The 26,036-nt window shown below is 58.6% G+C and carries 24 protein-coding genes; 9 read left to right on the forward strand and 15 right to left on the reverse strand.

The window, feature by feature from the left end:
- Window positions 1-58: 58 nt before the first annotated feature.
- The 5 genes from QP934_RS06200 to QP934_RS06220 form a co-directional block, all read right to left on the reverse strand.
- Window positions 59-1,195 (reverse strand): ABC transporter, encoded by a 1,137-nt coding sequence (locus QP934_RS06200; protein WP_419127089.1) that lies wholly within the window; start codon window positions 1,193-1,195, stop codon window positions 59-61.
- Window positions 1,186-1,878 (reverse strand): energy-coupling factor transporter transmembrane component T, encoded by a 693-nt coding sequence (locus QP934_RS06205; protein WP_337887507.1) that lies wholly within the window; start codon window positions 1,876-1,878, stop codon window positions 1,186-1,188. Before QP934_RS06205 ends, QP934_RS06200 begins: the two co-directional genes overlap by 10 nt.
- A complete protein-coding gene (locus QP934_RS06210) occupies window positions 1,878-2,645 on the reverse strand; it encodes an ECF transporter S component (protein ID WP_340418974.1) in 768 nt (255 codons plus the stop codon). Before QP934_RS06210 ends, QP934_RS06205 begins: the two co-directional genes overlap by 1 nt.
- Before the next feature lie 125 nt (window positions 2,646-2,770).
- Window positions 2,771-3,742 carry a nucleoside hydrolase gene (locus tag QP934_RS06215; RefSeq protein ID WP_419127090.1) on the reverse strand — a complete coding sequence of 324 codons (972 nt, stop codon included), beginning with the start codon at window positions 3,740-3,742 and terminating at the stop codon, window positions 2,771-2,773.
- 21 nt (window positions 3,743-3,763) lie between these two features.
- On the reverse strand, window positions 3,764-4,438 hold the full coding sequence (locus tag QP934_RS06220) for an NAD(P)H-binding protein (RefSeq protein WP_419127091.1): 675 nt from the start codon (window positions 4,436-4,438) through the stop codon (window positions 3,764-3,766).
- Window positions 4,439-4,542: 104 nt separating this feature from the next.
- Here QP934_RS06220 and QP934_RS06225 point away from each other — a divergent pair, with 104 nt between their 5' ends.
- On the forward strand, window positions 4,543-4,812 hold the full coding sequence (locus QP934_RS06225; RefSeq protein WP_198493077.1) for an ACT domain-containing protein: 270 nt from the start codon (window positions 4,543-4,545) through the stop codon (window positions 4,810-4,812).
- Between the two features lies 1 nt (window position 4,813).
- Window positions 4,814-6,178 (forward strand): PFL family protein, encoded by a 1,365-nt coding sequence (locus tag QP934_RS06230; RefSeq protein WP_284766504.1) that lies wholly within the window; start codon window positions 4,814-4,816, stop codon window positions 6,176-6,178.
- A 24-nt stretch (window positions 6,179-6,202) separates the two neighbouring features.
- Here the strand turns inward: QP934_RS06230 and QP934_RS06235 are convergent, their stop codons facing one another.
- From QP934_RS06235 to QP934_RS06275, 9 genes are all read right to left on the reverse strand, one after another.
- Complete coding sequence (locus QP934_RS06235) at window positions 6,203-7,525, reverse strand: DUF2254 domain-containing protein (RefSeq protein WP_419127092.1); 1,323 nt, start codon at window positions 7,523-7,525, stop codon at window positions 6,203-6,205.
- Window positions 7,526-7,531: 6 nt separating this feature from the next.
- On the reverse strand, window positions 7,532-9,163 hold the full coding sequence (locus QP934_RS06240; protein ID WP_419127093.1) for an ABC-F family ATP-binding cassette domain-containing protein: 1,632 nt from the start codon (window positions 9,161-9,163) through the stop codon (window positions 7,532-7,534).
- 114 nt (window positions 9,164-9,277) lie between these two features.
- Complete coding sequence (locus QP934_RS06245) at window positions 9,278-9,685, reverse strand: metal-sulfur cluster assembly factor (protein ID WP_005324830.1); 408 nt, start codon at window positions 9,683-9,685, stop codon at window positions 9,278-9,280.
- Window positions 9,686-10,138 carry a Fe-S cluster assembly sulfur transfer protein SufU gene (sufU, locus tag QP934_RS06250; RefSeq protein ID WP_005324831.1) on the reverse strand — a complete coding sequence of 151 codons (453 nt, stop codon included), beginning with the start codon at window positions 10,136-10,138 and terminating at the stop codon, window positions 9,686-9,688.
- Window positions 10,135-11,382, reverse strand: a complete 1,248-nt coding sequence (locus QP934_RS06255) for a cysteine desulfurase (protein ID WP_204609000.1) — start codon at window positions 11,380-11,382, stop codon at window positions 10,135-10,137. Before QP934_RS06255 ends, sufU begins: the two co-directional genes overlap by 4 nt.
- Window positions 11,383-11,427: 45 nt before the next feature.
- Window positions 11,428-12,186, reverse strand: coding sequence for a Fe-S cluster assembly ATPase SufC (gene sufC / locus QP934_RS06260; protein ID WP_198493085.1), 759 nt, complete (start codon window positions 12,184-12,186; stop codon window positions 11,428-11,430).
- Between the two features lie 30 nt (window positions 12,187-12,216).
- Window positions 12,217-13,371 (reverse strand): Fe-S cluster assembly protein SufD, encoded by a 1,155-nt coding sequence (sufD, locus tag QP934_RS06265; RefSeq protein ID WP_005328395.1) that lies wholly within the window; start codon window positions 13,369-13,371, stop codon window positions 12,217-12,219.
- 5 nt (window positions 13,372-13,376) lie between these two features.
- Window positions 13,377-14,816 carry a Fe-S cluster assembly protein SufB gene (gene sufB, locus QP934_RS06270; protein WP_005324837.1) on the reverse strand — a complete coding sequence of 480 codons (1,440 nt, stop codon included), beginning with the start codon at window positions 14,814-14,816 and terminating at the stop codon, window positions 13,377-13,379.
- Window positions 14,813-15,550: a helix-turn-helix transcriptional regulator gene (locus QP934_RS06275; protein ID WP_198493087.1), complete on the reverse strand. Its 738-nt coding sequence runs from the start codon at window positions 15,548-15,550 to the stop codon at window positions 14,813-14,815. Before QP934_RS06275 ends, sufB begins: the two co-directional genes overlap by 4 nt.
- 269 nt (window positions 15,551-15,819) lie before the next feature.
- On the opposite strand from QP934_RS06275, the gene mptB reads away from it, so the two are divergent.
- The 5 genes from mptB (at window position 15,820) to QP934_RS06300 (ending at window position 21,442) form a co-directional block, all read left to right on the forward strand.
- Entirely contained in the window at window positions 15,820-17,544 is a 1,725-nt protein-coding gene (mptB, locus tag QP934_RS06280) for a polyprenol phosphomannose-dependent alpha 1,6 mannosyltransferase MptB (protein ID WP_337887497.1), read from the forward strand.
- 6 nt (window positions 17,545-17,550) lie between these two features.
- A complete protein-coding gene (locus QP934_RS06285; protein WP_337887496.1) occupies window positions 17,551-18,480 on the forward strand; it encodes an ABC transporter ATP-binding protein in 930 nt (309 codons plus the stop codon).
- Window positions 18,481-18,537: 57 nt separating this feature from the next.
- Window positions 18,538-19,302 (forward strand): ABC transporter permease, encoded by a 765-nt coding sequence (locus tag QP934_RS06290; RefSeq protein ID WP_259886744.1) that lies wholly within the window; start codon window positions 18,538-18,540, stop codon window positions 19,300-19,302.
- Between the two features lie 69 nt (window positions 19,303-19,371).
- Complete coding sequence (locus tag QP934_RS06295; RefSeq protein ID WP_419127094.1) at window positions 19,372-20,400, forward strand: COX15/CtaA family protein; 1,029 nt, start codon at window positions 19,372-19,374, stop codon at window positions 20,398-20,400.
- Window positions 20,401-20,464: 64 nt separating this feature from the next.
- Window positions 20,465-21,442 (forward strand): quinone oxidoreductase family protein, encoded by a 978-nt coding sequence (locus tag QP934_RS06300; RefSeq protein WP_419127095.1) that lies wholly within the window; start codon window positions 20,465-20,467, stop codon window positions 21,440-21,442.
- 84 nt (window positions 21,443-21,526) lie between these two features.
- On the opposite strand, the gene QP934_RS06305 is transcribed toward QP934_RS06300, so the two are convergent.
- Window positions 21,527-22,471 carry a heme o synthase gene (locus QP934_RS06305; RefSeq protein ID WP_419127096.1) on the reverse strand — a complete coding sequence of 315 codons (945 nt, stop codon included), beginning with the start codon at window positions 22,469-22,471 and terminating at the stop codon, window positions 21,527-21,529.
- A gap of 348 nt (window positions 22,472-22,819) precedes the next feature.
- Here QP934_RS06305 and tkt point away from each other — a divergent pair, with 348 nt between their 5' ends.
- Together tkt and tal are read left to right on the forward strand one after the other, a co-directional pair.
- Window positions 22,820-24,892 carry a transketolase gene (tkt, locus tag QP934_RS06310; protein WP_419127115.1) on the forward strand — a complete coding sequence of 691 codons (2,073 nt, stop codon included), beginning with the start codon at window positions 22,820-22,822 and terminating at the stop codon, window positions 24,890-24,892.
- Window positions 24,893-24,919: 27 nt separating this feature from the next.
- The gene (tal, locus tag QP934_RS06315; protein WP_340418967.1) at window positions 24,920-26,005 is read left to right on the forward strand and encodes a transaldolase; all 1,086 of its coding nucleotides are present in this window, start codon (window positions 24,920-24,922) and stop codon (window positions 26,003-26,005) included.
- The last annotated feature ends 31 nt before the right edge of the window (window positions 26,006-26,036 follow it).

The raw sequence follows: 26,036 nt of genomic DNA on the forward strand, positions 1-26,036 counted from the left end.
TGCTCCCGGCAGCGTCTTAGCTGATGTTCGAAATAGCCGGGAGCAATTTTGTATCCGCTTATAGCTGCTGCGCCGGCAGTGTCTTTTCCGTTACTTCGGCATAGGTTTCTATTTCAGCCACAAACTTAGGATCGTGACAAGTAACCACCAAGGCGCTGCCGGACTGCAGTGCGTGGTGGATCATTTGGTGCATGAGCCAGCGGTCGGCAGCTGAAAGCAAGGTCTCTGGTTCGTCGAGCAGGACCACCGGTCGCTGCTGCCCGATCACGTGGGCAATCTGCGCAAGCCGCAGGCGAGACGATGGTAGATCGAGAGGATGATCTGCCGGATTGAGTCCCAGCAGGTTGCGCAAGGTGTCATTGGGGACGAGTTCTTCCACCGTTGGAAATATCGCCTGATCAAACGGCGATTGCAAGGCAAGAGCGGGTGGATTCGGGACAGCTCCGGCGCCATCGAGCCCAGCAGCAGCCCGCAGGAGTGTGGTCTTGCCACTGCCATTATCGCCTCGCAGCCACGTAACCGCAGATTTCGCGATAGGGATTTCTACCGGTCCGACGCTGAAGGAAGTGCCACGGGGCTGAGAAAAGTGCCACCATTTCTTCTTTGCTGCACTCCTGCATGCCGTTAGCGGACCGATACTCCCTGTCCGGGGGCTTGCAGAAACCCGCGGTAAGTCGACGGCCGCTACGAGCGGGTCTGTTCCTATGATGTGCCCACCCAATTCTGGCCAGGAAGCACTGGATATAGAAATGACGCAGGTTTCGGGCAACTCCTGCAAGAGGCGAATCACTTGCGTGCGCGAGTTTGCGTCTAGCCCGGCTGCAGGTTCGCACACAACCATGACTTCTGGCTCGCGAATGGCGACACAGGCAGCCGCAAGCCTGCGTGTTTGGCCACCGGATAGCTGTGTTGGGTCATGTTCGCAATAGTCAGACAATCCTACAGCGCGAAGCATTCGCTCCCCGCGCCGCTGCATTTCAGGGGCAGGCACGCCGGCATTTTCGAGGCCTAAAACTACTTCTTCGATGCAAGTTTCCCGCAGGAAGCTAATCTGTGCTGAGGCATCCGTGCCGATAATGGCTTCGGTAGATAGGTGTTCCGCTAGTTGCACGGCAACGTCTTCGACGGCTGTATCAGGTTCGACGAGTACTTGATAAATGGCCCCAGGGGTGGGCTTAATGCGGGCTAGATCCATGTAGTAATCACCACCGCAAAGCTAACTAGTGGAATGACCAGGCGTATGACGCGAGAGACCATGGAATCGGCAACAGGACGCAGGAGGGTGCGTTGCCCTTCTTGGTCGAATCCGACGGCGGCTAGGGCCTGGCCACGTTGGGTTCCTTGGGTAAGGAGGCGAGCGATGACAGGAATAATGACGCGCGAGATGGTATTGCGCCAGGACACGGTGATGCCGGCGAGCTGGTTGGCTTCACGGACGCAACGCCAAGCATGCGCACCTTGGGGCAGGGTTTGCAGGGAAGCTCCGACGATATACGCGACCTTGTGGCCAGCGCGCGAAACTTGCAGCCACTTGGCGATATCAGCAATGCGCAGCACTGCCATGGCCGCGATGAAGCAGGCCATGAGGGCGCAGAACCGCAGGGTGAGGGTGGCGGCGAGCACCAGGCCGTCGCTTGTTACCAGCGGCAGCACTGGGTCATCACCGTAAGGGGCGTGAATGACCAGCATGGAAAGGGCAGCTGGGGCGCTTAGCGCAACAGTTGTCAAAATTACGGAGGCGTTGCGGGTAGCGGCAGTACCGCAGACTAGGGCGATGAGGGCTACGCTTGCCGACGCCACCGGGGTATTCAGCGCCAAAGTAAGAATCCAGCCGCAGGCCGCGATCGTGATAACGGTGGCGGGATGAAGGCCTTGCATTAACGTGGCTGAAGGGATTCTCGGGTGCGCTGCGGCAGTGCCTTGACCGCTGCCCAGACAATGAGGAAGACCAGTGCCTTATCCAGGGGATCCGAAATAAAGGACTGGAGCGTAACCGAGGCGATGAGGGAATTGCCCAATTCGCGGAAGAGCGAAACAACCGCGCCCGTACCAAGACCTGCGGTACCGCCATAAACAAAGGCAGCCACTGGTGCGGCGAGCATGCCGGAAATGATTCCGATAATGGCGCCGCTGAGAATGACCCACCACACCTTAGTGAAAGCGCCCTTCTTGATTACCACTCCGGAGAGGAACCCCGTGGCGGCGGACACGGCGGCGAAGGGCAGAGCGGCAGGGTTCAACAGCCCCCATACGACGGAGGACAATGTACCGGTAGCCAATCCGGCGATGGGTCCGGCGAGCGCGGCTACCAGGATTGTTCCTACGGAGTCGATATACAGCGGAACGCCGATAGAACCGATAATTTCGCCGACAACAATATTGAGCACTAGCGCTACCGGGATGATGGCGATGGTTCGCGCCGGTAGTGCCGGAACGGTGCCGGCTAGAAGAAGCGCGGCACCAACGAGGTAGCCGGCGAGGGTAATGAGCGCCTCTGTCGAACCGGCAACGGATTCCCAATCAGTAGGACGCAGAAGAACCAGATAAATCCAGGTTGCGGCGACGATGAGTGCGCCCGCGATGACCATAACCTTGCGGGCGGGGGTGAGAGAAAGCTGTGACACAGTAAAAGTCCAAATCCACATACCGAAAAATGGGCAAAGTAAGCGCCGACCGCGGATGGTGCTGCTTTCCTATGTCACCTCGGAAAGCGATCTCGCACGGCACGTGCGCCGCGGATAATAGTAGAGGCTCTGCGTGTTAAAAGCCACTAATGCGAAGCCAATAGCGTCAATCCCCGCGCGCATTCGTGGTGTGCGGCCTCCATGTCTGCGCTTGTTACCAGCCGCGCGTTGTGGGCGCGGCCCCAATGGTTGCGCAAATCCGCAACGCTCGTGCCACGCAGCAGTGGCGATTCCGCCTCGACGTCCACGGTCGTTTTTGTCGTTTCATAAGGGACGCGTCCGAGTGCAATCATGCAGGTCAAGAGGTCGTGGATTTGAGCTTGATATCCCTCCCCTTGTGCCTGGTGGAATTCAAAATAAAATCGCAGCACGTCCGGCAGGATTTGCGCTGTGGGGTGCTCCCCTAACAATTCCAAGGCCGCGTCTAGGCGCTGCGGGGTGATGAGAAACTGTTCCGTTACTTCGAGGGAACACAGCGTGGTGAGAACGCGCGGGGCAGTTGAATGAAAATGTTGGGATGCAGCGTTTGGATCCACCCAAAAGTTCCACTCGGCAGTTGGCGTGGTGTTTCCGCGGTAATTGACCGCGCCGCCCATGATTGTGATGGCACCGAAGCGCGCGACAGCCTCGCGATGGGTTGCCTCGAAAGCAGCAAGGTTGGTGACCGGTCCAGTAACGATCAGCTGCAGATCGTCGTGGGTGGCTAATGCCTCTTCCCATACCTGCTGCCAATCGTGCTGTGGCAGCCTGGCGGCGGCAGCGGGGGCATGTGCGTAGCCCAGCCCTGTCGGGCCATGAGTCTCAGGGGTGGTGGTGAGATCCACCTTGAGGGGTTGGGGTACGCCGGGGGCTACGGGGACGTCGGCAAGCGAGCAAAGGTCCATAATCCAGCGGGCATTAGCCGCGGTCTGGTGGACCTCGACGTTGCCGGCCGTGGTGGTAACGCCCACCAGCTCGATCTCACCGGCATGATGCAGGCCCGCCAAGTACATGAGGGCGAGGCAATCATCGATGCCAGGATCGCAATCAATAAGTACAGCTGGTGGCTTAACAGTCATAATGCCAGCCAGTCTAGCGCCTTATTTGATGGAGCTTACGGGATTGTCGCCATCAACGAAGGCAAGCGGGGATTCCGGCAGGTTTTCGCGGCCAAGGGCCTCGACGATGACGTCCGCAACCAGCTCGCGGGAAGAAGTCAAAGACTCCTTCAGCATCTTATCCTCAATCTGCTCAATGCCCTTGGCTGGTTCCTCGGTCAGCATCGCTGGTTTGAGGATGAGGTGCGGGTAGCTGGCCTGTACAAGGCGGTTGTCTACTTCCTTCTTAGACTCCACATAGGCATACCACTTCTCATCGGCAGGATCCGTGGTTGCTACCTGGGAGCCGACGTAAGAGATCATCACATAGGCAGGCACTTTCTTGCCCTCCTGCTGCAACTTGTCCATCGCGTCGAGGGTAGCGAGGGCGCCATCGCGGTCGACGGCCCAGGTGAGGTCTGCCCCACCTCGGCCGCCATTGCCGGCGCCCCAGACTACAGCGTCATAAGCGGCGAAAAGCTCTGCCCACTGCCCCACGGTTTGTTCAGTAATATCCGCCATAACCGGGGTCGCGCCGAGCTTTTCAATCTCGGCCTTCTGCTCTGGGTTGCGGATGAGGGAGTGGACGTCGTGGCCGGCATCAACCAGCTTAGGGGCAGTGAGCTGTCCGACCTTGCCGTGTCCACCGATGTACAGAATCTTCTTCTTATTAGTCATACCTCCCCACCGTAACAACGGCGCAGCCGGCGTGCAGACGCCCTCCCCTATCTGACACGCACAAACCATCGCGGCGGGCCCGGCAAGAAGATAGAATTGCATGCATGTATGCCATTATGACCGTCACCGGTGCCGATAGCACCGGCATCATCGCCGCGGTGACCACTACCCTTGCAGAACTCGATATCAACGTCATCGACGTCTCCCAGACCCTTATGGGCGGATACTTCACCATGATCCTGCGCGTCGAATTCGATGCGGACAAAGTCACGATCCAGACCATCAAGGAGCGCATGCGCCCCGTGGCGGAGGAAAAGCATCAGTCCATCCGCATTCAGTCCGAAGACCTTTTCACCGCCATGAACGAAATTTAATATGAGTACGCGATTTAATACCACCAATATCTTGGACACCATCGAGATGATTGAGAACTATCGTCTCGATATCCGCACCGTGACCATGGGCATCTCCCTCCTCGGATGCACTCGCTCCACCATGGAGGCTACCTGCCAGGCCATCTATGACCGGGTCACCCAGCAGGCAGGGCGCCTCGTCGAGGTTTGCGAAGGCATCGAGGGCGAGCTCGGTATCCCCATCGTCAATAAACGCATCTCCGTAACCCCCATCTCGTTGGTGGTGGCCGGCGTAGAGGGAAACCCCGTTGATGCGGCAAAGGCGCTGGACAAGGCAGCAAAAGAGGTTGGCGTCAACTTCGTGGGCGGCTATTCCGCCTTGGTAGAAAAGGGGGCTACTACCGCGGAACAGAAACTCATCAGCTCCATTCCGGAGGCGCTGGCTACTACGGACGTCGTGTGTTCCTCCGTAAACATCGCCAGCTCTCGCGCTGGCATCAACATGGATGCAGCCAAGAAGATGGGCGAGGTCATCAAGGAAGCGGCCGAGCTAACTAAGGATGATTCCGCCATTGCGTGCGCCAAGCTCGTGGTCTTTGCTAACTCCGTGGGAGATAATCCCTTTATGGCCGGCGCCTTCCACGGCATTGAGGAACCCGATTGTGTGGTCTCCGTGGGCGTTTCTGGCCCGGGTGTGGTCGACCGTGCCCTGGGTTCGCTCGAGGGGGCCAGCTTAGACCAGGTTGCAGAAGAGGTGAAGAAGGCTGCTTTCAAGATCACTCGCGCCGGGCAGCTAGTAGGCACCATGGCCTCGGAGCGCCTGGGCGTTCCTTTCGGCATCATCGACCTTTCTCTTGCCCCCACCGCCGAATTGGGCGATTCGGTTGCGCACATCTTGGAGCACATGGGCCTAGACCAGGTGGGCACCCACGGCACCACAGCAGCCTTGGCTCTGCTTAACGACGCCGTTAAGAAGGGTGGCATGATGGCTTGTTCCCGCGTGGGCGGATTGTCTGGTTCCTTCATCCCCGTTTCCGAGGACAAAGGCATGATCGATGCGGTCAAGTCCGGCTCCATTTCCATGGACAAGCTGGAGGCCATGACCGCCATTTGCTCGGTTGGCTTCGACATGATTGCCCTGCCGGGCGATACCTCTGCCGCGACGATCTCGGGCATGATCGCTGATGAGGCCGCCATTGGCGTGATGAACCATAAAACCACCGCAGTACGCGTCATTCCGGTACCTGGTGCCCAGGTAGGCGACGAGGTCAGCTTCGGTGGGCTTCTTGGCTACGCCCCTGTCATCCCGGTCAATCAAGTGGGAAATGCGCAGTTCATTAACCGCGGCGGTTTCATCCCCGCGCCGGTGCATGGATTCCGCAACTAGCGCCAGCGACAACCGCGCCGCGGGCTACTCCGCGGCGTGCTCTTCACCCGGCTTATCGGATTCCGCCCACGCAGCTAGGTTGGCCTGGAAGTGCTGGTAGGAATCCTCTAACTGTTGCAGCTCCACCTCGCCGCCTACCTGGCGGCGGGCATCGGAGTAGATGGCCCGTGCGGTGTCGTCAAGCACGCGCCGGCGTTCCGCTGTGCGAAGAAGGGCAACCACCTTAGCGAGGTTATCCAGCATGCTGAGGTAAATCTCCGCATTATCGGCTGCGTCGCGCCGAATCTGAGTAAACATCGCCTCGACGATTTCGGCATAGCTGAAGGTCTGATAATCCAGCCGAAACTCGCCGCCCACATGCACAATGCCCTGCGGAAGCCGCTTATCCCCAATCACGGTGAGGATCTGGGTAAAGCGGTCAATGATATCAATCACAGTAAATGGATCATTAACGCCGGTGCTCAAAGCGCGGGCAGCAATTTCTGCAAGGTGCCGGGCGGTAAACCGAGGGTCGTGGGCAGAGGCGTTTTCGCGGTGCTGGGTGAGTACGATGTGACGCTCCATATCTTCCGGCAAACGCGGCACGCCGTGGGCAATGACCTCGCCTTCCAGCACTAGATCTCCCGGTGCCACGCCCAGATGCACCGCGCAATTCTCCCGCGCCGCAGCCTGAGCAATGGCGTCATAGTCCACGAATTTGAGATAGCCAGTCCCACTACTGCGGCGCTCTTGCGCGTTCGTGTAGAACTCTGGCCCCGGCGCTTTTACTTTCTCTTCCTCCTCACCGCGGCGGATGAGCCGGCGCATGTGGCTTTCTACGTCTTGGGCAACGACGTGCACCACGTGGGACATGCTAATCGATTGCGCAATGTGCACGATGAAGTAGATAAGGAAGACAACGCAGCCGATGGCCAGCAGGACCGTGACGGCTACATTGAGGGAAGGAACATATTCTTCTTCCCCACCGCCGCCGGTACGGACCGCGCGCAAGGATAGGAGCGCAAAAATAAAGGTTGCCAGGTAGATCGCCAACGTGGATTGAATGGAGCGATCCTTTAAAAACTCGTGTAGTAGGCGCGGGCCCATCACCGTGACGACACCGGATAGCGCGGTCAGCGTGATGAAAAAGACGGTGCCGGCCAAGGAGAGTGACGAGGTTGCTACCGCGCTTAAAATCCCTTGCGCGCTATCGGCGCTGCCGTCATAAAAGGGCGTGGCCGACACATCAAAATTGCTACCAACCGCAATGAGCAATTCCGCGCCGATCGCGGCTATGGCCACCGCCACGGCGGGGATGAGCCAAAACTTCTCCCGCCAGGCGGGCATCCTCTCCAGCAGTGTCTTCATAAATCCCTAAGCTAGCTCCACGATCTCCATATAGTCATCGGACCACAGGTCCTCATCACCGTCGGGCATGATGATCACGCGTTCCGGATCCAGTGCCTTAACCGCACCCGGATCGTGCGTCACCAGCACCACAGCGCCTGTATACGTTTTCAGTGCATCAAGCACCTGCTCGCGCGAAATTGGGTCCAAGTTATTGGTCGGCTCGTCTAGCAACAGGACATTCGCGCGGCTGGAGACCAAGGCGGCCAGTGCAAGGCGCGTCTTCTCGCCGCCGGAGAGGGTGCCCGCAGGTTGCTCCAACTTCTCGCCGGAAAACATAAAGGCGCCAAGCAGGCTGCGCAACTCCTGCTGATCCGCGTCAGGACAGGCATCGATGGTGTTTTGCCACACGGACTTATCTGGGTCGATGGTGTCATGTTCCTGCGCGAAGTAGCCGATACGCAGGCCGTGGCCGCTGACGATGCCACCTTCACCATCGGTGCGCTCCACACCGGCCAGCAATTTCAACAGGGTGGTCTTACCTGCACCGTTGTAGCCGAGAACGACCACCCTAGAGCCTTTGTCGATAGCGAGGTCTACGCCCACGAAAACCTCTAGCGAGCCGTACATCTTGGTCAGGCCCTTGGCATTCATTGGCGTCTTGCCGCACGGCGCCGGCTCGGGGAACTTGATATTGGCCACCTTATCGGCCACGCGAACCTCATCGAGCTCGCTCATCATGTGTTCAGCACGGTGGAGCATCTGCTTTGCCGCGGCGGCCTTGGTTGCCTTGGCACCGAGTTTGGCCGCCTGCTTTTGCAGTGCAGACGCCTTCTTCTCCGCATTGGCGCGCTCTCGGCGACGCCGCGCTTCATCGGTAGCACGCGCATCAAGGTACTTCTTATAGCCCATGTTGTACACATCGGCCTCGCCGCGGACCGCATCGAGGAACCATACTTTATTGCACACGGCCTCAAGCAGTTCGACGTCGTGGGAAATCATAATGAGCCCGCCCTCGTGCTTGGACAGGAATTGGCGCAACCACGTAATGGAGTCCGCATCCAGATGGTTAGTCGGCTCATCCAAGAGCAGAGTGGTCTGGGACTTGCCGGAGCCTTCAGTAGCGGCAAAAAGGATCTGTGCCAGCTCCACGCGGCGGCGCTGGCCGCCCGAAAGAGTCTTAAGCTTCTGATCTAAAACACGCTGCGGCAAGCCCAAATTATCGCAAATCTGCGCACACTCGGAATCAGCCTCATAGCCGCCGAGCGACTCGAACTGCTCCTCTAAGCGGGAATACTTACGGATGGCCTTATCCCGGAACTTTTCGTCCGTGGCCGATTCCATGAGCTCTTGTTGCTTGGCCATTCGGCGCTTGAGATCATCCAAGCCGCGTGCGGAAAGAACGCGCTCGCGCGCCGTTTGCTCGATATTTCCCTCGCGGGAATCCTGGGGCAAATAACCAATGGGGCCCGAGCGGGTCACAGAGCCGCCATAAGGCTCCGTCTCCCCTGCCAAAATGCGCATGGTCGTCGTCTTGCCCGCGCCGTTGCGGCCGATGAGGCCGATGCGGTCGCCGGGCTGCACGCGGAGGTGCTGCCCGGGGGCGTCGAGAAGCGTGCGCGCTCCTACCCTGACTTCGAAATCATTGGTTACAATCACGAAGAAATAGTCTAGCAATTGACACGGCCAACGCTAAGACGCACTAACGCCCCCAACAGCCACTTCCCTAATCCGAGAAATGCGCTGCTGGGGGCGTGTGATTAATACGCGATTTTAGACCGCGAAGCCGAGGGCCTGAAGCTGCTCGCGGCCCTCCTCAGTAATCATCTGCGGGCCCCATGGCGGCATCCATACCCAGTTGATGCGGACGGCATCGGCCAGCTTATTGGCCTTGACGATGTCCTCGACCTGCTCTGCAATGACATCGGTCAGCGGGCACGCCGGCGAGGTCAGCGTCATATTGATCATGACGATCTCCTTGCCATTGTCCTCTTCGAACCAAAGGTCATAGACGAGACCCAGGTCAACGACGTTAATGCCGAGCTCGGGGTCAATGACATCACGCATGAATTCGGTGACATCAAAGGCCTTAGAAATCTGCTCTTCAGTCTGCTCCGGGCGCTCGCCGCTGCCGGAGAATGAAGAGTTCTCGTTCTGATAAGGATCTACGGGTTCGGTCATCTAGTTCTCCACTTCAGTTAGTGCATCGGCGGATGCAGCCTGGAAGGCCTTCCATCCGAGGAGCGCACACTTTACGCGCGCTGGGTACTGGGACACACCGGCAAAGGCGACGCCGTCACCGATGAGGTCTTCATCGCCCTCTTCTTGGCCACGAGAGGTAATCATCTTTTCGAACTCGGCCAGCTTCTCATTGGCTTCCGCAAGCGGCAGCCCCACGATCTCTTCAGCCATAACCGAGGTGGAAGCCTGCGAAATGGAGCAGCCTTCCGCGTCATAGGAGACGTCCTCTACGGTCTTGCCGTCGTCGGAAAGCCGCACGCGCAGGGTGAGCTCATCGCCGCAGGACGGGTTCACGTGGTGAACCTCGGCCTGATACGGCTCCCTCAAGCCGGCGTGTTGGGGGTTCTTATAGTGATCCAGGATGACGTCCTGGTACATGGAATCTAGGTTCATGAGGCAACTCCAAAGAATTCGCGGGCAGCCTTGATTGCGTCCACCAGCTTATCTACTTCTTCCTCGGTGTTATAAAGGTAGAAGCTAGCGCGGGCGGTGGACTGTGCGCCGCAGGCACGGTGCAGTGGCCACGCACAGTGGTGGCCAACGCGAATGGACACACCGTGGTCATCGAGGACCTGGCCTAAGTCGTGCGGGTGAACGCCTTCCACAGTGAAGGAAATGGCGCCACCGCGATTTTCGGTGGTCTCTGGACCGATGATGCGCAGACCAGGGATTTCCTTGAGCTGGCGCAATGCACGCTCGGTGAGCTTCTTTTCGTGGGCGTGGATATTGTCCATGCCCACTTCTTCCAAGAACTTCACCGCTGCGCCAAGGCCAACCACCTGGCTGGTCATCTGCGTGCCCGCTTCAAAGCGCGTCGGGGGCTCGGCAAAGGTGGTCTCTTCCATCTTGACGATCTCAATCATGGAGCCACCGGTCAGGAAGGGTGGCAGCTTCTTGAGCAGCTCATCCTTGCCGTACAGCACACCCACGCCGCTGGGGCCGCACATCTTATGGCCGGAAAAGGCCGCGAAATCCACGTCCAAGGCGTGGAAATCCACCGCCATGTGTGGCACCGACTGGCAGGCGTCGAGGACGACCATGGCGTCCACCGCGCGGGCGCGGCGCACCAGTTCATCCACGTCCGCCACGGCACCCGTGACATTGGATTGGTGAGTAAACGCAACTACCTTGACGGAATCATCGAGCTCGAGCGAATCAAGATCGATACGGCCGTCTTCGGTCATGGAATACCACTTCAACGTAGCGCCAGTGCGAGCGCAGAGCTCCTGCCACGGCACCAAGTTGGCGTGGTGCTCCAATTCGGTGATCACGACGGTGTCGCCCTCGCCCACGTAGAGGTCTCCCGCACGCTCGTCGCTCAGCACATAGGCAACTTCGTTCAGGGCCTCGGTGGCGTTCTTGGTAAAGGCGATTTCGTCGCGGTCCGCACCCACGAATGCGGCGATAGCTTGTCGCGCGGACTCGTAGGCATCATCGGCCTCTTCTGCCAGTTGATAGGAACCGCGGTGGACAGGAGCGTTCGTGTGCAGCACAAACTCCTCCTCCGCCTTCCATACCGGCAGCGGGCGCTGGGAAGTAGCGCCCGAATCCAGGTACACCAGTGGCTTATCACCACGCACCGTGCGCTGGAGAATCGGGAACTGTTCCCTAATTGCGTTTACATCAAATCCAGTCATGAATCTTCTTTAGATAGTCGCGGTTGACCGGCCCGTGGTCGGTCCTTACTTCAGGAACTGGTCGTAGCCGTCAGACTCGAGCTGATCTGCCAATTCAGCGCCACCGGTCTTGATGACTTGACCGTCTGCAAAGACGTGCACAAAGTCCGGCTTAACGTAGTTCAGGATGCGCTTGTAGTGGGTAATCATCAAGATGCCACCATTGGTTTCCTTCTGGTAGCTATTGATGCCCTCAGACACGATGCGCAGAGCGTCGACGTCTAGGCCGGAGTCGGTCTCGTCCATAACTGCGAACTTCGGCTTCAGGATATCCAGCTGCATGACTTCGTGGCGCTTCTTCTCACCGCCGGAGAAGCCTTCGTTGACGGAGCGGGAGATGAAGGACTTATCAATCTTCAAATTCTCGCGGGCCTGGGTAAGCTCCTTGTTCCATTCACGCAGCTTCGGTGCTTCACCGCGAATGGAGGTGACTGCAGAGCGCATGAACTGAGAGACCTTTACGCCTGGTACCTCAGTTGGGTACTGCATCGCCAAGAAGAGGCCGGCGCGAGCGCGCTCGTCGACGGGCATCTCCAGCAGATTTTCGCCGTCGAGAAGCACCTCGCCCTCGGTAACCTCATACTTTGGGTGGCCGGCGATGGTGTAAGACAAGGTGGACTTGCCGGAACCGTTCGGACCCATGATCGCATGGATCTCGCCGGAGTTGATAGTCAGGTTAACGCCCTTGAGGATTTCCTTCGGCTCGCCGCCTTCTTCCGTCGGCAGCACCTGGGCGTGGAGGTTTTTAATTTCCAGAGTAGACATAATGTGTGTGGTTTTCCTTCTATGAAAGATTTAGGCGGAGATCTTTTCCAGTTCTTCGGAAATACGGTTTTCCAATTCCTCGGACAGGGACTGCACCGGAATACGGTGGATGACCTCATTGAAGAAGCCACGGATGATGAGGCGGCGGGCTTCAGCCTCTGGAATGCCGCGAGACATCAGGTAGAACAACTCGATGTCATCGAAGCGACCAACGGTGGCCGCGTGGCCTGCACCGGTAATTTCACCGGTCTCAATCTCCAAGTTAGGGATTGCGTCCGCGCGAGCGCCCTCGGTCAGAATCAGGTTGTTGTTGGTCTCGTAGGTATCGGTGCCCTGTGCATTGGAGCGGATAAGGACATCGCCCACCCAGCAGGTGCGGGCCTCATTGTCCTTGGTGCCCTGCAGTGCGCCCTTGTAAAGGACGTGGGAGCGGCAATTAGGGACGGAGTGATCCACCAGCATCCGGTTTTCAAAGTACTGGCCTTCGTCAGCGAAGTAGACGCCCAGCAGCTCTGCGTCGCCGCCTTGCTCGGTGAAGTTCACGCGAGGCACGATGCGTACCACCTCGCCGCCAAAGATGGCGGAGTTGTGGCGCAGCACAGAGTCGCGGCCGAGCTGTGCCACGTGGTTAGACAGGTGTACGGCATCGTCTTCCCAATCAACGTCAACAACGACGGTCAGGTGAGCGCCATCGCCCACGATAAACTCGACGTTATCCGCGTGGGTGCCAGAACCGACGTACTTCAAGATAACGGTGGCTTCCGCATGGTGGCCTACCTCGATGGAGGTGGCGCCAAAGGAAGTTACGCCCTCGCCCTTGCCGGTATAGGTAATGACCACGGGCTCTTCCACCTGAGCCTCGGCGTCAATGGTGACAACCTGGCCTTCAGGCATAGAAGTCCACGCCTGTGCCGCAACGCGGTCAGACGGGGTACCAACGCGGCCCAAGCGCTCGTCATCGCGTGCGACGGTCTCGGAGCTTACGCCGGGATGTTCGCTCACGGTGACGTCCTGTGCCACTGCCTCAGCGAACTCGCCATTGTGCAGTCCACGGAGCTTGCGCAGGGAGACAAAGCGCCACACCTCATCGCGGCCGTGCGGCACCGGGAAGTCCTCCACGTTGGTGGAGGTAAAGACATCACCCTTGGTAATCTTATCCGGATTGAATTCGTTCGAAGCGACCATTTTCTTTAGCCGACCGATCCTTCCATTTGCAGTTCGATGAGGCGGTTGAGCTCGAGGGCGTACTCCATCGGCAGCTCCTTAGCAATCGGCTCAACGAAGCCACGCACGATCATCGCCATTGCTTCTTCTTCCGCGATACCGCGGGACATCAGGTAGAACAGCTGCTCCTCAGAAACCTGGGAAACGGTTGCCTCATGGCCCAGCGTGACGTGATCATTGCGGATGTCGTTATACGGGTACGTATCCGAACGCGAGATATTGTCCACCAGCAACGCGTCGCACTCGACGTTAGAGGTGGAATGGTGCGCGTTCTGATTAACCTGCACCAAGCCGCGGTAAGCGGCGCGACCGCCGGCACGGGCAACCGACTTAGACACGATATTGGAAGAGGTGTGCGGAGCCATGTGAGTCATCTTGGCGCCCGTGTCCTGGAACTGGTTCTCACCAGCAAAGGCAACGGAGAGAACCTCACCCTTGGCGTAAGGACCGGTCATCCATACGGCCGGGTACTTCATGGTGACCTTGGAGCCAATGTTGCCGTCGACCCATTCCATGGTACCGCCTTCTTCTACCTTGGTGCGCTTGGTCACCAAGTTGTAGACGTTGCTGGACCAGTTCTGAATGGTGGTGTAGCGGCAGCGGCCGCCCTTCTTCACGATGATCTCCACTACTGCGGAGTGCAGGGAATCAGACTTGTAGATAGGAGCGGTACAGCCCTCGACGTAGTGAACATAAGCGTCCTCGTCGACGATGATGAGGGTGCGCTCGAACTGGCCCATATTTTCCGTGTTGATGCGGAAATAAGCCTGCAGTGGAATATCTACGTGCACGCCCTTGGGCACGTAGATAAAGGAGCCACCGGACCACACAGCGGAGTTCAGCGCGGAAAACTTATTGTCACCGGCCGGGATAACGGTGCCGAAGTACTCCTTGAAAAGCTCAGGGTAGTCACGCAGTGCGGTATCAGTATCGACGAAGATAACGCCCTGGCTTTCCAGGTCCTCACGGATCTGGTGGTAGACAACCTCGGACTCGTACTGGGCTGCCACACCGGCAACGAGGCGCTGCTTCTCAGCCTCTGGAATGCCCAACTTATCGTAGGTGGCCTTGATGTCGTCCGGGAGGTCTTCCCAGGTCTGGGCCTGCTCCTCAGTGGACTTCACGTAGTACTTAATCTGGTCGAAGTCGATGCCAGACAAATCCGCACCCCAGGTGGGAACGGGCTTCTTATCAAAGATGTTGAGTGCCTTCAGGCGCTGGTTAAGCATCCATTCCGGCTCGCCCTTCTTGGCGGAAATATCGCGTACTACATCTTCGTTCAAGCCGCGGCGAGCAGAAGCACCAGCCGCGTCCGAGTCGTGCCAGCCGTACTCATATGCACCAATGGAATCAATAATTTCATCATCGGTCATCTTGTTCTCGGGTGCCGATTGTGCCTGGGTCATGACTCGCTCCTTTCAGTATTTGTATTAACGGGTGTCAAGGGGATGTTCGTGGTACAGATCCCGTGACCGCCAGCAATGGAGGCCAAAGGCTGTACGTGTTTGCCTAATAGAGCAGAAAAGACTTCTTGTTCCGCCTCACACAGCTCCGGATGCTCGGCCGCCACATGGGAGACCGGACAATGATGCTGACAGATTTGCACTCCCTGACCAGCGCGGTCCACCGTGGCGGCATACCCGTGCCCATCCAAGACCTCAGCCAGCTTACGGGCCACGTCCTCTACAGATTCGCCCTCTTCTATCAAGGGACGCACGTCTGCAACGAGTCGCTCGAAGCGGACCTTGGCAAAGTGCTTAACAGCCTCAGACCCGCCAACGGCGCGTAGCGCCGTCAAGGCATCAGAGGCCAAATCATCGTAGGCGTGGCCGAATTGCGCCCGGCCACGATCAGTGAGGCGGAAGTGTTTGGCTGGTCGCCCGCGACCAGAGCCGCTACCCGCTGAATTGCGGGTAACTGGGCGGCGGCGCACAACCTCCGTCAGTTCCTCTTCCACCAAATTGTCTAAGTGCCGGCGGATTCCGGCAGCAGAAAGGCCAAGGCGTTCACCCAAGTGGGAAGCGGTAACGGGCCCGTCCTTCAGCAGCAACAGCATCACTTGCCGGCGGGTATCGCCGTCCGTAGTGCGGGATTCCTTAGCCGCCTTGTGCGTAGTTTCTACGCGCTGAGGTGTGCTCATGCCGGGACCTCCCTTCGTGCTTCGCTCACTTACAGCCGCCCTGCAACCGACTCCCGTAATTCCGCGAGTCGCACCGCAGTCCAACTGTGCCTCCTTTATTAGACAACACTAGTGTTCCTTAATTCATTCCGGAATGCCACCATTGGCCATTCTTCGGCGTGGCACGGGGGTGGCTAGCTTTTCTCATCGCCACAACCGGCGGTGCTGCGCGCGCTAAAAGGGCGGGCCTGCTGGGGTTGGGGCGGAGGATTCGCGTAAGGTCTTATCCCATGACAGGCAAATTCCGCGGCTTTCTTTCCGGCGTCAAGGCCGAGCTGCCGCAGCTGGGCACCGCTGGTTCTCGGTCTGCGCGACTACACGCCGAGGACACCGGAGCCGCGGAACCTGATTCGCGTTTTGATTTTGTCCCTGCCAATGCGGATGGCCTAAAGCGCACCACCACCGCACAATGGCGGACGTTTTTTATCCTGCGCTGGGTGGGCACAGTGGGTTCTCTGCTTATCGCCTTCGGCGCGTTGGGAGCCGGCGCTCTCCCAGTAGTGGGAAACCCTTATGACAACGTGCCTTTTGGCTCCCTCATGTCCCGCATGCTGCAGACTTCTTCTGCCATAGTCATGGTGGGAGTGGGCCTGTTGGTCGCCGCCTGGGTTTTCCTGGCCCCTTTTGTAGGCACTCCGCTGCGCCAACCCCAGGAAGGTGCCCTCACCCCAACGCGCGCCCGCCGGCTCGTCACCACACACCAGCTGTGGCGCACGTGGGCCGGCTGGGTCATCCCGCTGATATTTACCGCCCCGCTCTTTACCCAGGACATCTACTCCTACTTGGCCAACGGTTCCATCGTGATGCAGGGCATGGATCCGTATTCTGCAGGACCAGTGCAATTGCTTGGCGCGGGTGATGAGCTCGCCCGATCCGTACCGTTTATCTGGGCTAACTCCCCCTCCCCTTATGGCCCCGTAGCGCTCGGGCTCGCTGGAGTGGTGAGCGCAGTTACCTCAAATTCCATCCTCTTGGGAGTAATCGCCCACCGGCTCTTATCCATCGCCGGCATAATGGTTGCTGGGTGGGCAATTAGCTGTCTCGCGCGGCGCTGCCGGGTATCTCCAGAATCTGCCCTATGGCTCGGCATTCTCAACCCACTCACTATCTTGCATCTGGTGGGCGGAATCCATAATGAGTCCATCATGTTGGGCCTGCTCCTAGTGGGTATGGAGCTGGGCCTGCGGGGCGTCGACAAGCTGGAAAAGTCCACGCGCGGTGCCTACCTAGCACTAATAGCTTCTGGATTTTGTCTGTCCTGCGCCGGAATGGTCAAGGTAACCGGCTTTATTGGACTAGGTTTTGTAGGGATGGCCTATGCCCGCCACCTGATAGACAAGGACGGTGCACCACCCTGGAAGGCCTTGGCCTACGCCGTTGCCCTGCAGCTAGTTATTTTAATTGCAACCATTGCCCTCATTAGCGCCTTGACCGGCATTGGCCTGGGGTGGATCACGGGACAAGGCGGCGCGGCCTCCATCCGCTCGTGGCTTTCTACCTCCACCGCCGTAGGCGTGGGCACCGGATTCATCGGAATGCTGCTGGGTCTAGGTGACCACACCGAAGCTATTCTCACCGTAACCCGTACCTTTGGCGTGCTGGTGGCAGTAGCTTTCATGACCCGCATGCTCTTTGCAACGTTGCGCGGCCGCATTCACCCTGTGGGAGGACTCGGCACCGCCTCCTTAGTGCTGGTTATCTTCTTTCCCGTCGTCCATCCGTGGTACATCCTGTGGGCGGTACTGCCTTTGGCCGCATGGGCCAACCGGCTTATATTCCGTTTCTGCGTCGTGGCCTATTCGGCAGCTATGAGCTTTTTTGTACTGCCGCGCGGCCTCGGGTTGCCGCCCAGCACTATCATTGTCATCTACGTGTCGGCAGCCTGCACTTTCGCCGTCATCACCGCCCTGTGGTGGGTTGCAGTGCGGCGCAGCGGAATCCGTGTCCTAAACTAATCCCACGTGAATTCCATTTCAGCCGATCGCCCAGCCCTCACCGTGGACAACGTGGTGAAAAAATATGGCTCCACCACCGCCGTTAACGGTCTAAGCCTTAGCGTTGCCACAGGTGAGGTCTTTTGCCTCCTTGGCCCCAATGGCGCCGGAAAGTCCACGACGATCGAGATGTCAGAGGGTTTTATCCACCCCACCAGCGGCACAATCGACGTCCTCGGGCTAGACCCGAGTTCCGCACCGGACAAGGTGCGCGAAAAGGTTGGGATAATGTTGCAGGGTGGCGGTTCCTACTCCGGCATCCGTGTTCTGGAAATGCTAGAACTTTCCGCTAGCTACAGCACCCATCCCCTCTCCCCGCACTGGCTACTGGAAACGCTCGGGCTGGAAGGAGTAGCCCGGACTCCCTATCGCAGACTCTCCGGCGGGCAGCAGCAACGACTTTCCCTCGCCCTAGCAATCATCGGTCGGCCCGAGCTAGTTTTTCTCGATGAGCCCACCGCTGGCATGGATGCACAATCCCGTTTGGCGGTCTGGGACCTTGTTCGAGCCCTGAGGCGCGATGGCGTCACCATTGTTCTTACCACCCACCTCATGGATGAAGCGGAGTCACTAGCGGACCGAGTGGCAATCATGGATCATGGCGAGCTGGTAGCCCACGGCTCCCCCGCGGAACTTACCGCCCAGTCGGACTCGGCAGGGCTTAGTTTCAGCACCGATATCGATGTTGATATGGAGGCTTTGGCTGAGGCTGGAATTCCAGCGACCAAATCCCGGCCGCTGCATTACCGCTTGACCCAAGCCGGCACACCCGAGACGATTGCCGCGCTGAGCGCCGAACTTGCCCGCCAAGGAGTCCTGCTGCGGCGCTTAGACGCAGCCCACCGCAACTTAGAGGAGGTCTTCCTTGACCTTACCGGGCGCCATTTGCGCAGCTAGCTGCGCCCTCCGCCAGGATCGAATTCAATCAACTGCGTTGCGGAAAGAAGCCACCACATGAGCACTACATTTAACACTGGAACCTTTACCCCGGCCCCCAAACGGGCTAGTGCCGGCGCCATGTTGCTCGCGCAAGGAAAGATGGAAGCAAAACTCATGCTGCGCCACGGCGAACAGCAATTGCTGAGCGTCATCATACCGCTGGCCCTGCTCATTGGCGCGGCCCACCTAGAGTCGCTCACCGGACATGGCTTGCACGAGGTTTTTCCCATGGTGCTTGCAGTAGCGGCCACCTCCGCAGGCTTTACAGGTCAGGCCATTTCACTTGCCTTTGACCGGCGCTACGGGGCCCTTAAACGCACCGGCGCGTCCGGTGTGCCCGCATGGGCCATTATTGGCGGCAAGATCCTCGGCGTGCTCACCATGGTGGTATTCCAAATCCTCGTTTTGGGCATAGCTGCCTATATCCTGGGTCTCCGTATCAGCCTGGGCGGGGTGCTGCTCATGATGCTTTCGCTATTTTTTGGCGTTGCGGCTTTTACCGCCATGGGGCTGCTGCTCGGCGGCACCCTCAGCTCTGAGGTGGTGCTCGCACTGGCCAATCTCATCTGGTTCCTGCTCCTCGGCGTAGTCGGATGGACCCTCTACTCCCAGGGACTGGGCGATAATGGCATCCTCAACGCGGTGCCGACCGTCGCCCTAGCAGGCGCGCTTACCGACGCCTCTAATTCCGTCTTCCCTGGCCTCGAGCTCCTATCCTTGTTGGCGTGGCTTGCGGTGGCGTCGTTCGCTGCGGTCCGATGGTTCCGCTTCGATGGCTAAATGTGACTTTTGTCCGGTTCCTTTCGAAACGAGAGAAATTTTTATGCCCGAAATCTCCCGACTAGTAGGATGCTATGCGTGAATTACTGGACAAAGATCAAGCGCTTCTTTAAGGAAGCCGCCCCTACACTGCAACAGCAGCGCCTCATCGCGCTCATCCTCCTCTTGTGCCAGGGTGGCATCACCGTGTCTGGTTCCATTGTCCGCGTGACCGGCTCGGGATTGGGTTGTCCCACCTGGCCGGAATGCCAACCAGGCTCCCTTGTCCCTATGGAAGGCGCTGCGCCTGCTCTCCACCAGGCCATCGAGTTTGGTAACCGCCTGCTTACTTTCGTCGTAACCGCAGCGGCTATCGCCGCCGTCGTTGCCATGCGCATGGCGCGTCGCCGCGCAGAGCTCAAGGTGTACGCATGGCTCAACGTCGCTGGCATCGTACTGCAAGCGGTCATCGGCGGTATCTCTGTCCACCTAGACCTCCGCTGGTGGTCCGTGGCGTTGCACTTCCTACCTTCGATGCTCTTGGTATGGCTGGCGGCAATGCTTTATTCCCGCATTGTGGAACCCGATGACGGAACGCCACGCGCTCGCTTCCCTCAAGCGATTCGCGTCCTCGCAGCGGTCGCTACCGTTGCCCTGAGCATTGTGCTCATCACCGGCACGATGGTTACCGGTTCGGGCGTTCACTCTGGCGATTCCGGGGTGGGAATGGAAGGCCGCCTGCAGGTAGATACCGAAGCCATGGCCGTCACCCACGCCATGTGCATGTACATCTACCTGACGCTTACGGTTATTACCGTCTTCCTTCTTTACAAGAACCGCGCACCTCAAGACGCTAAGAAGGCTGGCTGGGTCCTCGTTGTATGCATCCTCATTCAGTGGGCAGTAGGCGTTTACCAGTTCTACATGAGCATTCCGCGCTGGACTGTCCCTTTCCATATTGGCCTCTCCTCCTTCGTCACCGCGTATACCGCCCTGCTATGGGCACACGGTGTACGCCGCACCGACGGCACCGCGGATCTCATCACCGGCTCTCCCAGCGGCGATGAGAAGTACGCGGCGCGCCAAACCTCTCTTGAACAAGAGCGAGCGACTGCTTAGCCCATAATGCTTACGGCCGGCCGAGGCACTGCACTCGGCCGGCTTTTTGCGCTAGCCTGGCTATATGCACGCAATTCAGGTCACAGAAACCGGCGGACCAGAAGTACTTCGCTATACCGAAGTTCCCGCCCCCACCCCTAATGACGACGAGGTTTTGGTGGACGTCATCATGGCTGGCGTCAACTACATCGATACCTATTATCGTGAGGGTATCTATAACGCGGCCACCCCGTTCATTCCCGGATTCGAAGGCACCGGACGCGTTGTCCACGACCCCAAGGGGGAAATTGCCGAGGGCACAATGGTGGCCTGGAACCAGGCTTTTGGCTCCTACGCCGAACAGGTCTGCGTCCCACGCGAGGGACTAGTGGCGGTCCCGGATGATTTCCAGCCAAAAGTCGCTGCCTCTATGTTGCTGCAGGGCATTACCGCACACTATTTGGCGCATGGCGTTTATCAACTGGGTGAAGGCGCTTCCTGCCTGATTACTGCCGGCGCCGGCGGTGTAGGCCAGATCCTCACCCAAATGGCATCGTCGCTCGGTGCTACCGTCTATACGGTGGTGTCCACGGACGAAAAGGAGGAACTCTCCTACGCAGCCGGTGCGGATAAGGTATTTCGCTATGGCGACGGACTCGCCGAGCAGGTCCGTCACTACAACGGTGATAGGGGTGTTGACGTGGTTTATGACGGCGTCGGCAAGGCGACCTTCCACGAGTCCCTCGAAGCAGTACGCCCCCGTGGCACCGTCGCGCTATTCGGCGCCGCCTCTGGCCCAGTTGAGCCTATCGACCCGCAGCTGTTAAACAAGCATGGGTCTATCTTCCTCACTCGGCCTTCCATCGGCGCATGGACAGCCCAAGAAGGCGAGTTCCAAATGCGTGCCCAGGCGGTCGTCCAAGCTGTTATCGACGGCGATCTGAGCTTCAACGTCACGGCCTCCTACCCACTGGAAGATGCCGCTGCGGCTCACCGCGACCTCCAAGAGCGCAAGACTACCGGTTCCATCGTGCTGCGCGTCCAAGCTGGCGACAAAGCCTAAACCGGCCCACAAACGCCGAAAGCGCGGGAACGCATTTTGCCTTCCCGCGCTTTCGCCTTCTTATCCTTGGGTATCTAGGCGCAGTTAGAATAACGTGGCCGACCAGCCGAGCATCCTGCCTAGTGGCTCCCAACCCAATACTGCATCGATAGACAACCCGATAAAGAGCACCGACAGATAGTTATTAGAGTAAATGAACAGGCGCATCGGCTTAACCCTGGCACCGTTCTTGACTCCCTTGTGCAGGCGTATAGCCAGCCACAAGAATACCGCGCCGGAGGCAAGAGCTGCAACCAAGTAAATCCACGATGCAGCGGGGACGATAAGTAGGGTCACGATAACCGTGCCCACGGTATACCACACGATCTGTCGAGTGACTTCCTTCTCATCAGCCACTACGGGCAACATCGGCACGCCGGCCTTGCGGTAGTCCTCCTTGTACTTCATGGCCAGCGCCCACGTGTGTGGGGGAGTCCAGAAGAAGATGATGAGGAAGAGCACGATTGCCTGCCACCAGCGGTCAGGCTCTCCAGCAGGAGCGTTATCCCGGATAACCGCCCAGCCGACCATCGCCGGCATGCAGCCGGCCAAACCGCCCCAGACGATATTTTGAGCATTGCGCATCTTCAAAAATTTGGTGTAGACGAAGACATAGAAAAAGTTCGTCAAAATCACGAAGAAGGCCGCCAGCCAGGAATGAGCTAGGACGCCCAACCACAGCACGGAAAGGATGAGCATTACCCAAGCGAAAATTGCTGCGTTTCGCTTAGAAATCTTGGCCCTTACCAACGGGCGGGCTCTCGTGCGCTGCATTTTTTGATCCAGCTCGTAGTCCACGACGTTATTAAACGTGTGGGCGGCAGCAGCGCCCATCCAACCGCCGAAAATAGTCGACACGATAAGCCAGATATTGTCTGAAACGGCCTCCACGCCGCGTTGCGCTTGGAGCATCGCCGGGATTGCGGCCACGAGGAGGAGTTCAATGATCCTCGGTTTCGTTAGCGCAAAATAGGCCTTGATGGTCTCCAAGGGATTCCTCCACTATCTGAACGTTGGTGAACTGTGTCCCGCGCACTTCCTGCGCGCGGTCACCCCTAGCGGTCGCACATGCCCTTGAAAAAGTTCCAGTTCTCTCACTCACAGTTTTCGGCGCCGGGGCGAAAGAAAACAGGCCTATGGCCGCTAGATTCAGTGCGCGCTCTAGCGCCTACGCGCACTCCACTTAGCCATGCCAGCATACCGTTTATGCCTAGCTTTCTATAATTACGCACCGCCGGTTAAAAAATTACTAGACTAAATAAAGTTAAGTACTTTTTGCCTAGACGTAAGCGAGGCTTTCCAGTGTCGAAAGATAAGTTGTCCCCAGAACTCCAAACTATGGTCGAGCGCCGTTACCCGGAGGATTGGTCGGAGTTTGACACCCGCGCCGTCGACACCGTGCGAGTACTAGCCGCAGATGCTGTACAAAAATGCGGTTCCGGCCACCCAGGCACCGCAATGTCCCTCGCTCCCCTCGCCTACACCTTGTATCAGCGCGTCATTAACCACGATCCCGCCGATGTGCACTGGGCCGGCCGCGACCGCTTCGTTCTATCGGTTGGTCACTCTTCCCTCACCCAGTACATCCAGCTCTACCTGGGCGGCTTTGGCTTGGAGATGGACGATCTCCAGCAGCTGCGCACGTGGGGATCGCGCACGCCTGGCCACCCTGAGGTGCACCACACCGATGGCGTGGAAATCACCACTGGCCCCCTTGGCCAAGGCCTTGCTTCCTCCGTTGGCATGGCCATGGCGGCACGGAAAGAGCGCGGCCTTTTCGATCCAGAGGCACCGGCCGGCGAATCTCCCTTCGACCACTACGTCTACACCATTGCTTCCGATGGTGACCTGCAGGAGGGCGTTACCGCTGAGGCTTCTTCCCTGGCGGGTACTCAAAAGCTGGGCAACTTGATTGTCTTCTGGGACGATAACCGCATCTCTATTGAGGACGATACGAATATTGCTTTCAACGAAGACGTGGTCGCCCGCTACGCGGCCTACGGCTGGCACGTCCAAACGGTCGAATCCGGCGAAGACGTCGTAGCCATTGAGGAGGCCGTCAAGGAAGCCCAGGCAGAGACCGAGCGCCCGTCCTTTATCCGCGTGAAGACCGTCATTGGCTACCCGGCCCCGAATAAGATGAATACCGGCGGCGTTCATGGCGCTGCACTGGGCGACGACGAGGTCGCTGCCACTAAGGAGGTCTTAGGCTTCGATGCGGAACGCAGCTTCCACATCGACGACGAGGTCATCGCGCACACCCGCAAGCTGCGCGAGCGCGGCGCCGAGAAGCACGCCGCGTGGCAGAAGAAGTTCGACGAATGGGCTGCAGCTAATCCGGAGAATAAGGCACTCTTTGACCGCATGCAGGCGCGCGAACTACCTCAAGATTTCGACGCTGAATTGCCAGTGTGGGAACCAGGCGAGTCTTTGGCCACCCGCAAGGCTTCTGAGGCCACCATCCAAGCATTGGCCGCTTCTCTTCCTGAGATGTGGGGTGGCTCTGCTGACCTTGCCGGCTCCAATAACACCGTGATTAAGGGCGCGGACTCCTTCGGCCCCGCAGCCATTACCACCAATATGTGGTCGGCTCAGCCATATGGCCGCAACCTCCACTTTGGCATTCGCGAGCACGCGATGTCTGCGATCATGAACGGTATTGCTCTGCACGGCAATACCCGCGTTTACGGCGGCACCTTCCTTATTTTCTCCGAATACCAGTACCCGGCTGTCCGCCTGGGCTCGTTAATGTCTACCGATACCTACTATGTCTGGACCCACGACTCCATCGGCCTAGGCGAAGATGGCCCAACCCACCAGCCGGTAGAAACCCTGTCTGCCCTTCGCGCTATCCCGAACCTGTCCGTTATTCGCCCGGCCGATGCCAACGAAACCGCACAGGCTTGGGCCGCAGCTCTCGAGTACAAGGCCGCACCAAAGGGCCTGGCACTGAGTCGCCAGGGACTTCCGGTGCTGGAAGGCACCAAGGAAAAGGCTCATGATGGTGTGCGCCGCGGCGCTTATGTTCTCGTGGAAGAATCCAAGGAAACGCCGGACGTGATCCTCCTCGCTACCGGCTCTGAGGTGCAGCTTGCCGTCGCCGCCGCGAAGGAACTGGAGGCCGCCGGAACAGCCACCCGCGTTGTCTCCGCACCGTGCCTTGAGTGGTTTGATGAGCAGGATGACGCATACCGCGAGTCCGTGCTGCCTAGCGAGGTGCAGGCCCGCGTCTCCATTGAAGCCGGCATCGCTATGCCGTGGCACAAGTACACCGGTTCTTTCGGCCGGACCATTTCCATCGAGCACTACGGCGCCTCTGCTCCTGCGGGCGAACTCTTTGAGAAATTTGGCTTCACCACTGCAGCGGTTGTTGAAGCGGCGCAGGAATCGCTGGCTGCCGCGAAGAAGTAAACCTCCAACACTGGATAAGGAGTAATCATGAACCACATTTCCGAACTTGGCCAGCTGGGAACCTCAACCTGGCTCGATGACCTTTCTCGCGAGCGCCTAGTTTCGGGCAATCTCAAGGAGATAATTTCCGCTAAGTCCATCGTGGGAGTTACCACCAACCCGGCAATTTTCGCCGCGGCGATGACCAACGGCACCGCCTACGATGCCGAGCTTTCCACGTTGAAGGAGACCAAGGCCACCGCCGATGAAGCGGTGTACGCATTGGCCATCGAGGATGTCAAGAATGCCTGCGACCTCTTTGCAGATATCTACTCCTCTACTAACGGTGCAGATGGCCGCGTGTCCATCGAGGTCGACCCACGCATTTCTGATGATGCTACTGCCACCCTTAAACAAGCGCGTGAGTTGTGGTCCAAGGTTGATCGTCCCAACGTGATGATCAAGATTCCGGCCACCACCGGTTCCCTTCCGGCCATCGAAGATGCCTTGGCGGAGGGAATCAGCGTCAACGTCACTCTTATTTTCTCCGTCGATCGCTACCGCGATGTCATTGAGGCTTTCCGTACCGGTCTCAAGCGTGCCGCCGAGGCAGGCAAGGACGTCTCCACCATTCACTCCGTGGCTTCCTTCTTTGTTTCCCGGTTGGACACCGAAGTGGATAAGCGCTTGGAAGCTATTGGCAGCGAGAGTGCTCTGGCGCTGCGCGGTAAGGCGGGCGTCGCCAATGCACAGCGCGCCTATGCTCTCTTCCAGGATGCCTTGCTTAACGACGCCGACTTGCCCGAAGGCGCCTACCTCCAGCGTCCACTGTGGGCTTCTACCGGTGTAAAGAATCCGAAGTACCCAGCCACCTTGTACGTATCGGAACTGGCTGGCCCGCACACGGTCAACACCATGCCGGAAAAGACCATCGATGCGGTTCTCTCCGAGGGCAACCTCCACGGCGACGCCCTATCTGATAGCCGCGAGGCTGCAGAAGGCGTTTTTGCCCAGCTAGAAGAGGTCGGCATTGATTTCGATGATGTCTTTGCAGTGCTGGAGCGCGAGGGCGTTGATAAGTTTGTCGCTGCGTGGGAGGAACTGCTTGCTTCCATTAAGGAGCGACTCGCGTAAACTAGCCGTGTGACTTGTGCCCCGCCGAGAA

Source organism: Corynebacterium sp. MSK122, from assembly GCF_030229435.2.
GTDB classification, from domain to species: domain Bacteria; phylum Actinomycetota; class Actinomycetes; order Mycobacteriales; family Mycobacteriaceae; genus Corynebacterium; species Corynebacterium marquesiae.

What these genes read in the sequence shown, in the direction of transcription:
- QP934_RS06200 (WP_419127089.1), bottom strand. Translation starts at nt 1,195, where the DNA reads ATGGATCTAGCCCGCATTAAGCCCACCCCTGGGGCCATTTATCAAGTA.
- QP934_RS06205 (WP_337887507.1), bottom strand. Translation starts at nt 1,878, where the DNA reads ATGCAAGGCCTTCATCCCGCCACCGTTATCACGATCGCGGCCTGCGGC.
- QP934_RS06210 (WP_340418974.1), bottom strand. Translation starts at nt 2,645, where the DNA reads ATGTGGATTTGGACTTTTACTGTGTCACAGCTTTCTCTCACCCCCGCC.
- QP934_RS06215 (WP_419127090.1), bottom strand. Translation starts at nt 3,742, where the DNA reads ATGACTGTTAAGCCACCAGCTGTACTTATTGATTGCGATCCTGGCATC.
- QP934_RS06220 (WP_419127091.1), bottom strand. Translation starts at nt 4,438, where the DNA reads ATGACTAATAAGAAGAAGATTCTGTACATCGGTGGACACGGCAAGGTC.
- QP934_RS06225 (WP_198493077.1), top strand. Translation starts at nt 4,543, where the DNA reads ATGTATGCCATTATGACCGTCACCGGTGCCGATAGCACCGGCATCATC.
- QP934_RS06230 (WP_284766504.1), top strand. Translation starts at nt 4,814, where the DNA reads ATGAGTACGCGATTTAATACCACCAATATCTTGGACACCATCGAGATG.
- QP934_RS06235 (WP_419127092.1), bottom strand. Translation starts at nt 7,525, where the DNA reads ATGAAGACACTGCTGGAGAGGATGCCCGCCTGGCGGGAGAAGTTTTGG.
- QP934_RS06245 (WP_005324830.1), bottom strand. Translation starts at nt 9,685, where the DNA reads ATGACCGAACCCGTAGATCCTTATCAGAACGAGAACTCTTCATTCTCC.
- sufU (WP_005324831.1), bottom strand. Translation starts at nt 10,138, where the DNA reads ATGAACCTAGATTCCATGTACCAGGACGTCATCCTGGATCACTATAAG.
- QP934_RS06255 (WP_204609000.1), bottom strand. Translation starts at nt 11,382, where the DNA reads ATGACTGGATTTGATGTAAACGCAATTAGGGAACAGTTCCCGATTCTC.
- sufC (WP_198493085.1), bottom strand. Translation starts at nt 12,186, where the DNA reads ATGTCTACTCTGGAAATTAAAAACCTCCACGCCCAGGTGCTGCCGACG.
- sufD (WP_005328395.1), bottom strand. Translation starts at nt 13,371, where the DNA reads ATGGTCGCTTCGAACGAATTCAATCCGGATAAGATTACCAAGGGTGAT.
- sufB (WP_005324837.1), bottom strand. Translation starts at nt 14,816, where the DNA reads ATGACCCAGGCACAATCGGCACCCGAGAACAAGATGACCGATGATGAA.
- QP934_RS06275 (WP_198493087.1), bottom strand. Translation starts at nt 15,550, where the DNA reads ATGAGCACACCTCAGCGCGTAGAAACTACGCACAAGGCGGCTAAGGAA.
- mptB (WP_337887497.1), top strand. Translation starts at nt 15,820, where the DNA reads ATGACAGGCAAATTCCGCGGCTTTCTTTCCGGCGTCAAGGCCGAGCTG.
- QP934_RS06290 (WP_259886744.1), top strand. Translation starts at nt 18,538, where the DNA reads ATGAGCACTACATTTAACACTGGAACCTTTACCCCGGCCCCCAAACGG.
- QP934_RS06295 (WP_419127094.1), top strand. Translation starts at nt 19,372, where the DNA reads ATGCTATGCGTGAATTACTGGACAAAGATCAAGCGCTTCTTTAAGGAA.
- QP934_RS06300 (WP_419127095.1), top strand. Translation starts at nt 20,465, where the DNA reads ATGCACGCAATTCAGGTCACAGAAACCGGCGGACCAGAAGTACTTCGC.
- tkt (WP_419127115.1), top strand. Translation starts at nt 22,820, where the DNA reads ATGGTCGAGCGCCGTTACCCGGAGGATTGGTCGGAGTTTGACACCCGC.
- tal (WP_340418967.1), top strand. Translation starts at nt 24,920, where the DNA reads ATGAACCACATTTCCGAACTTGGCCAGCTGGGAACCTCAACCTGGCTC.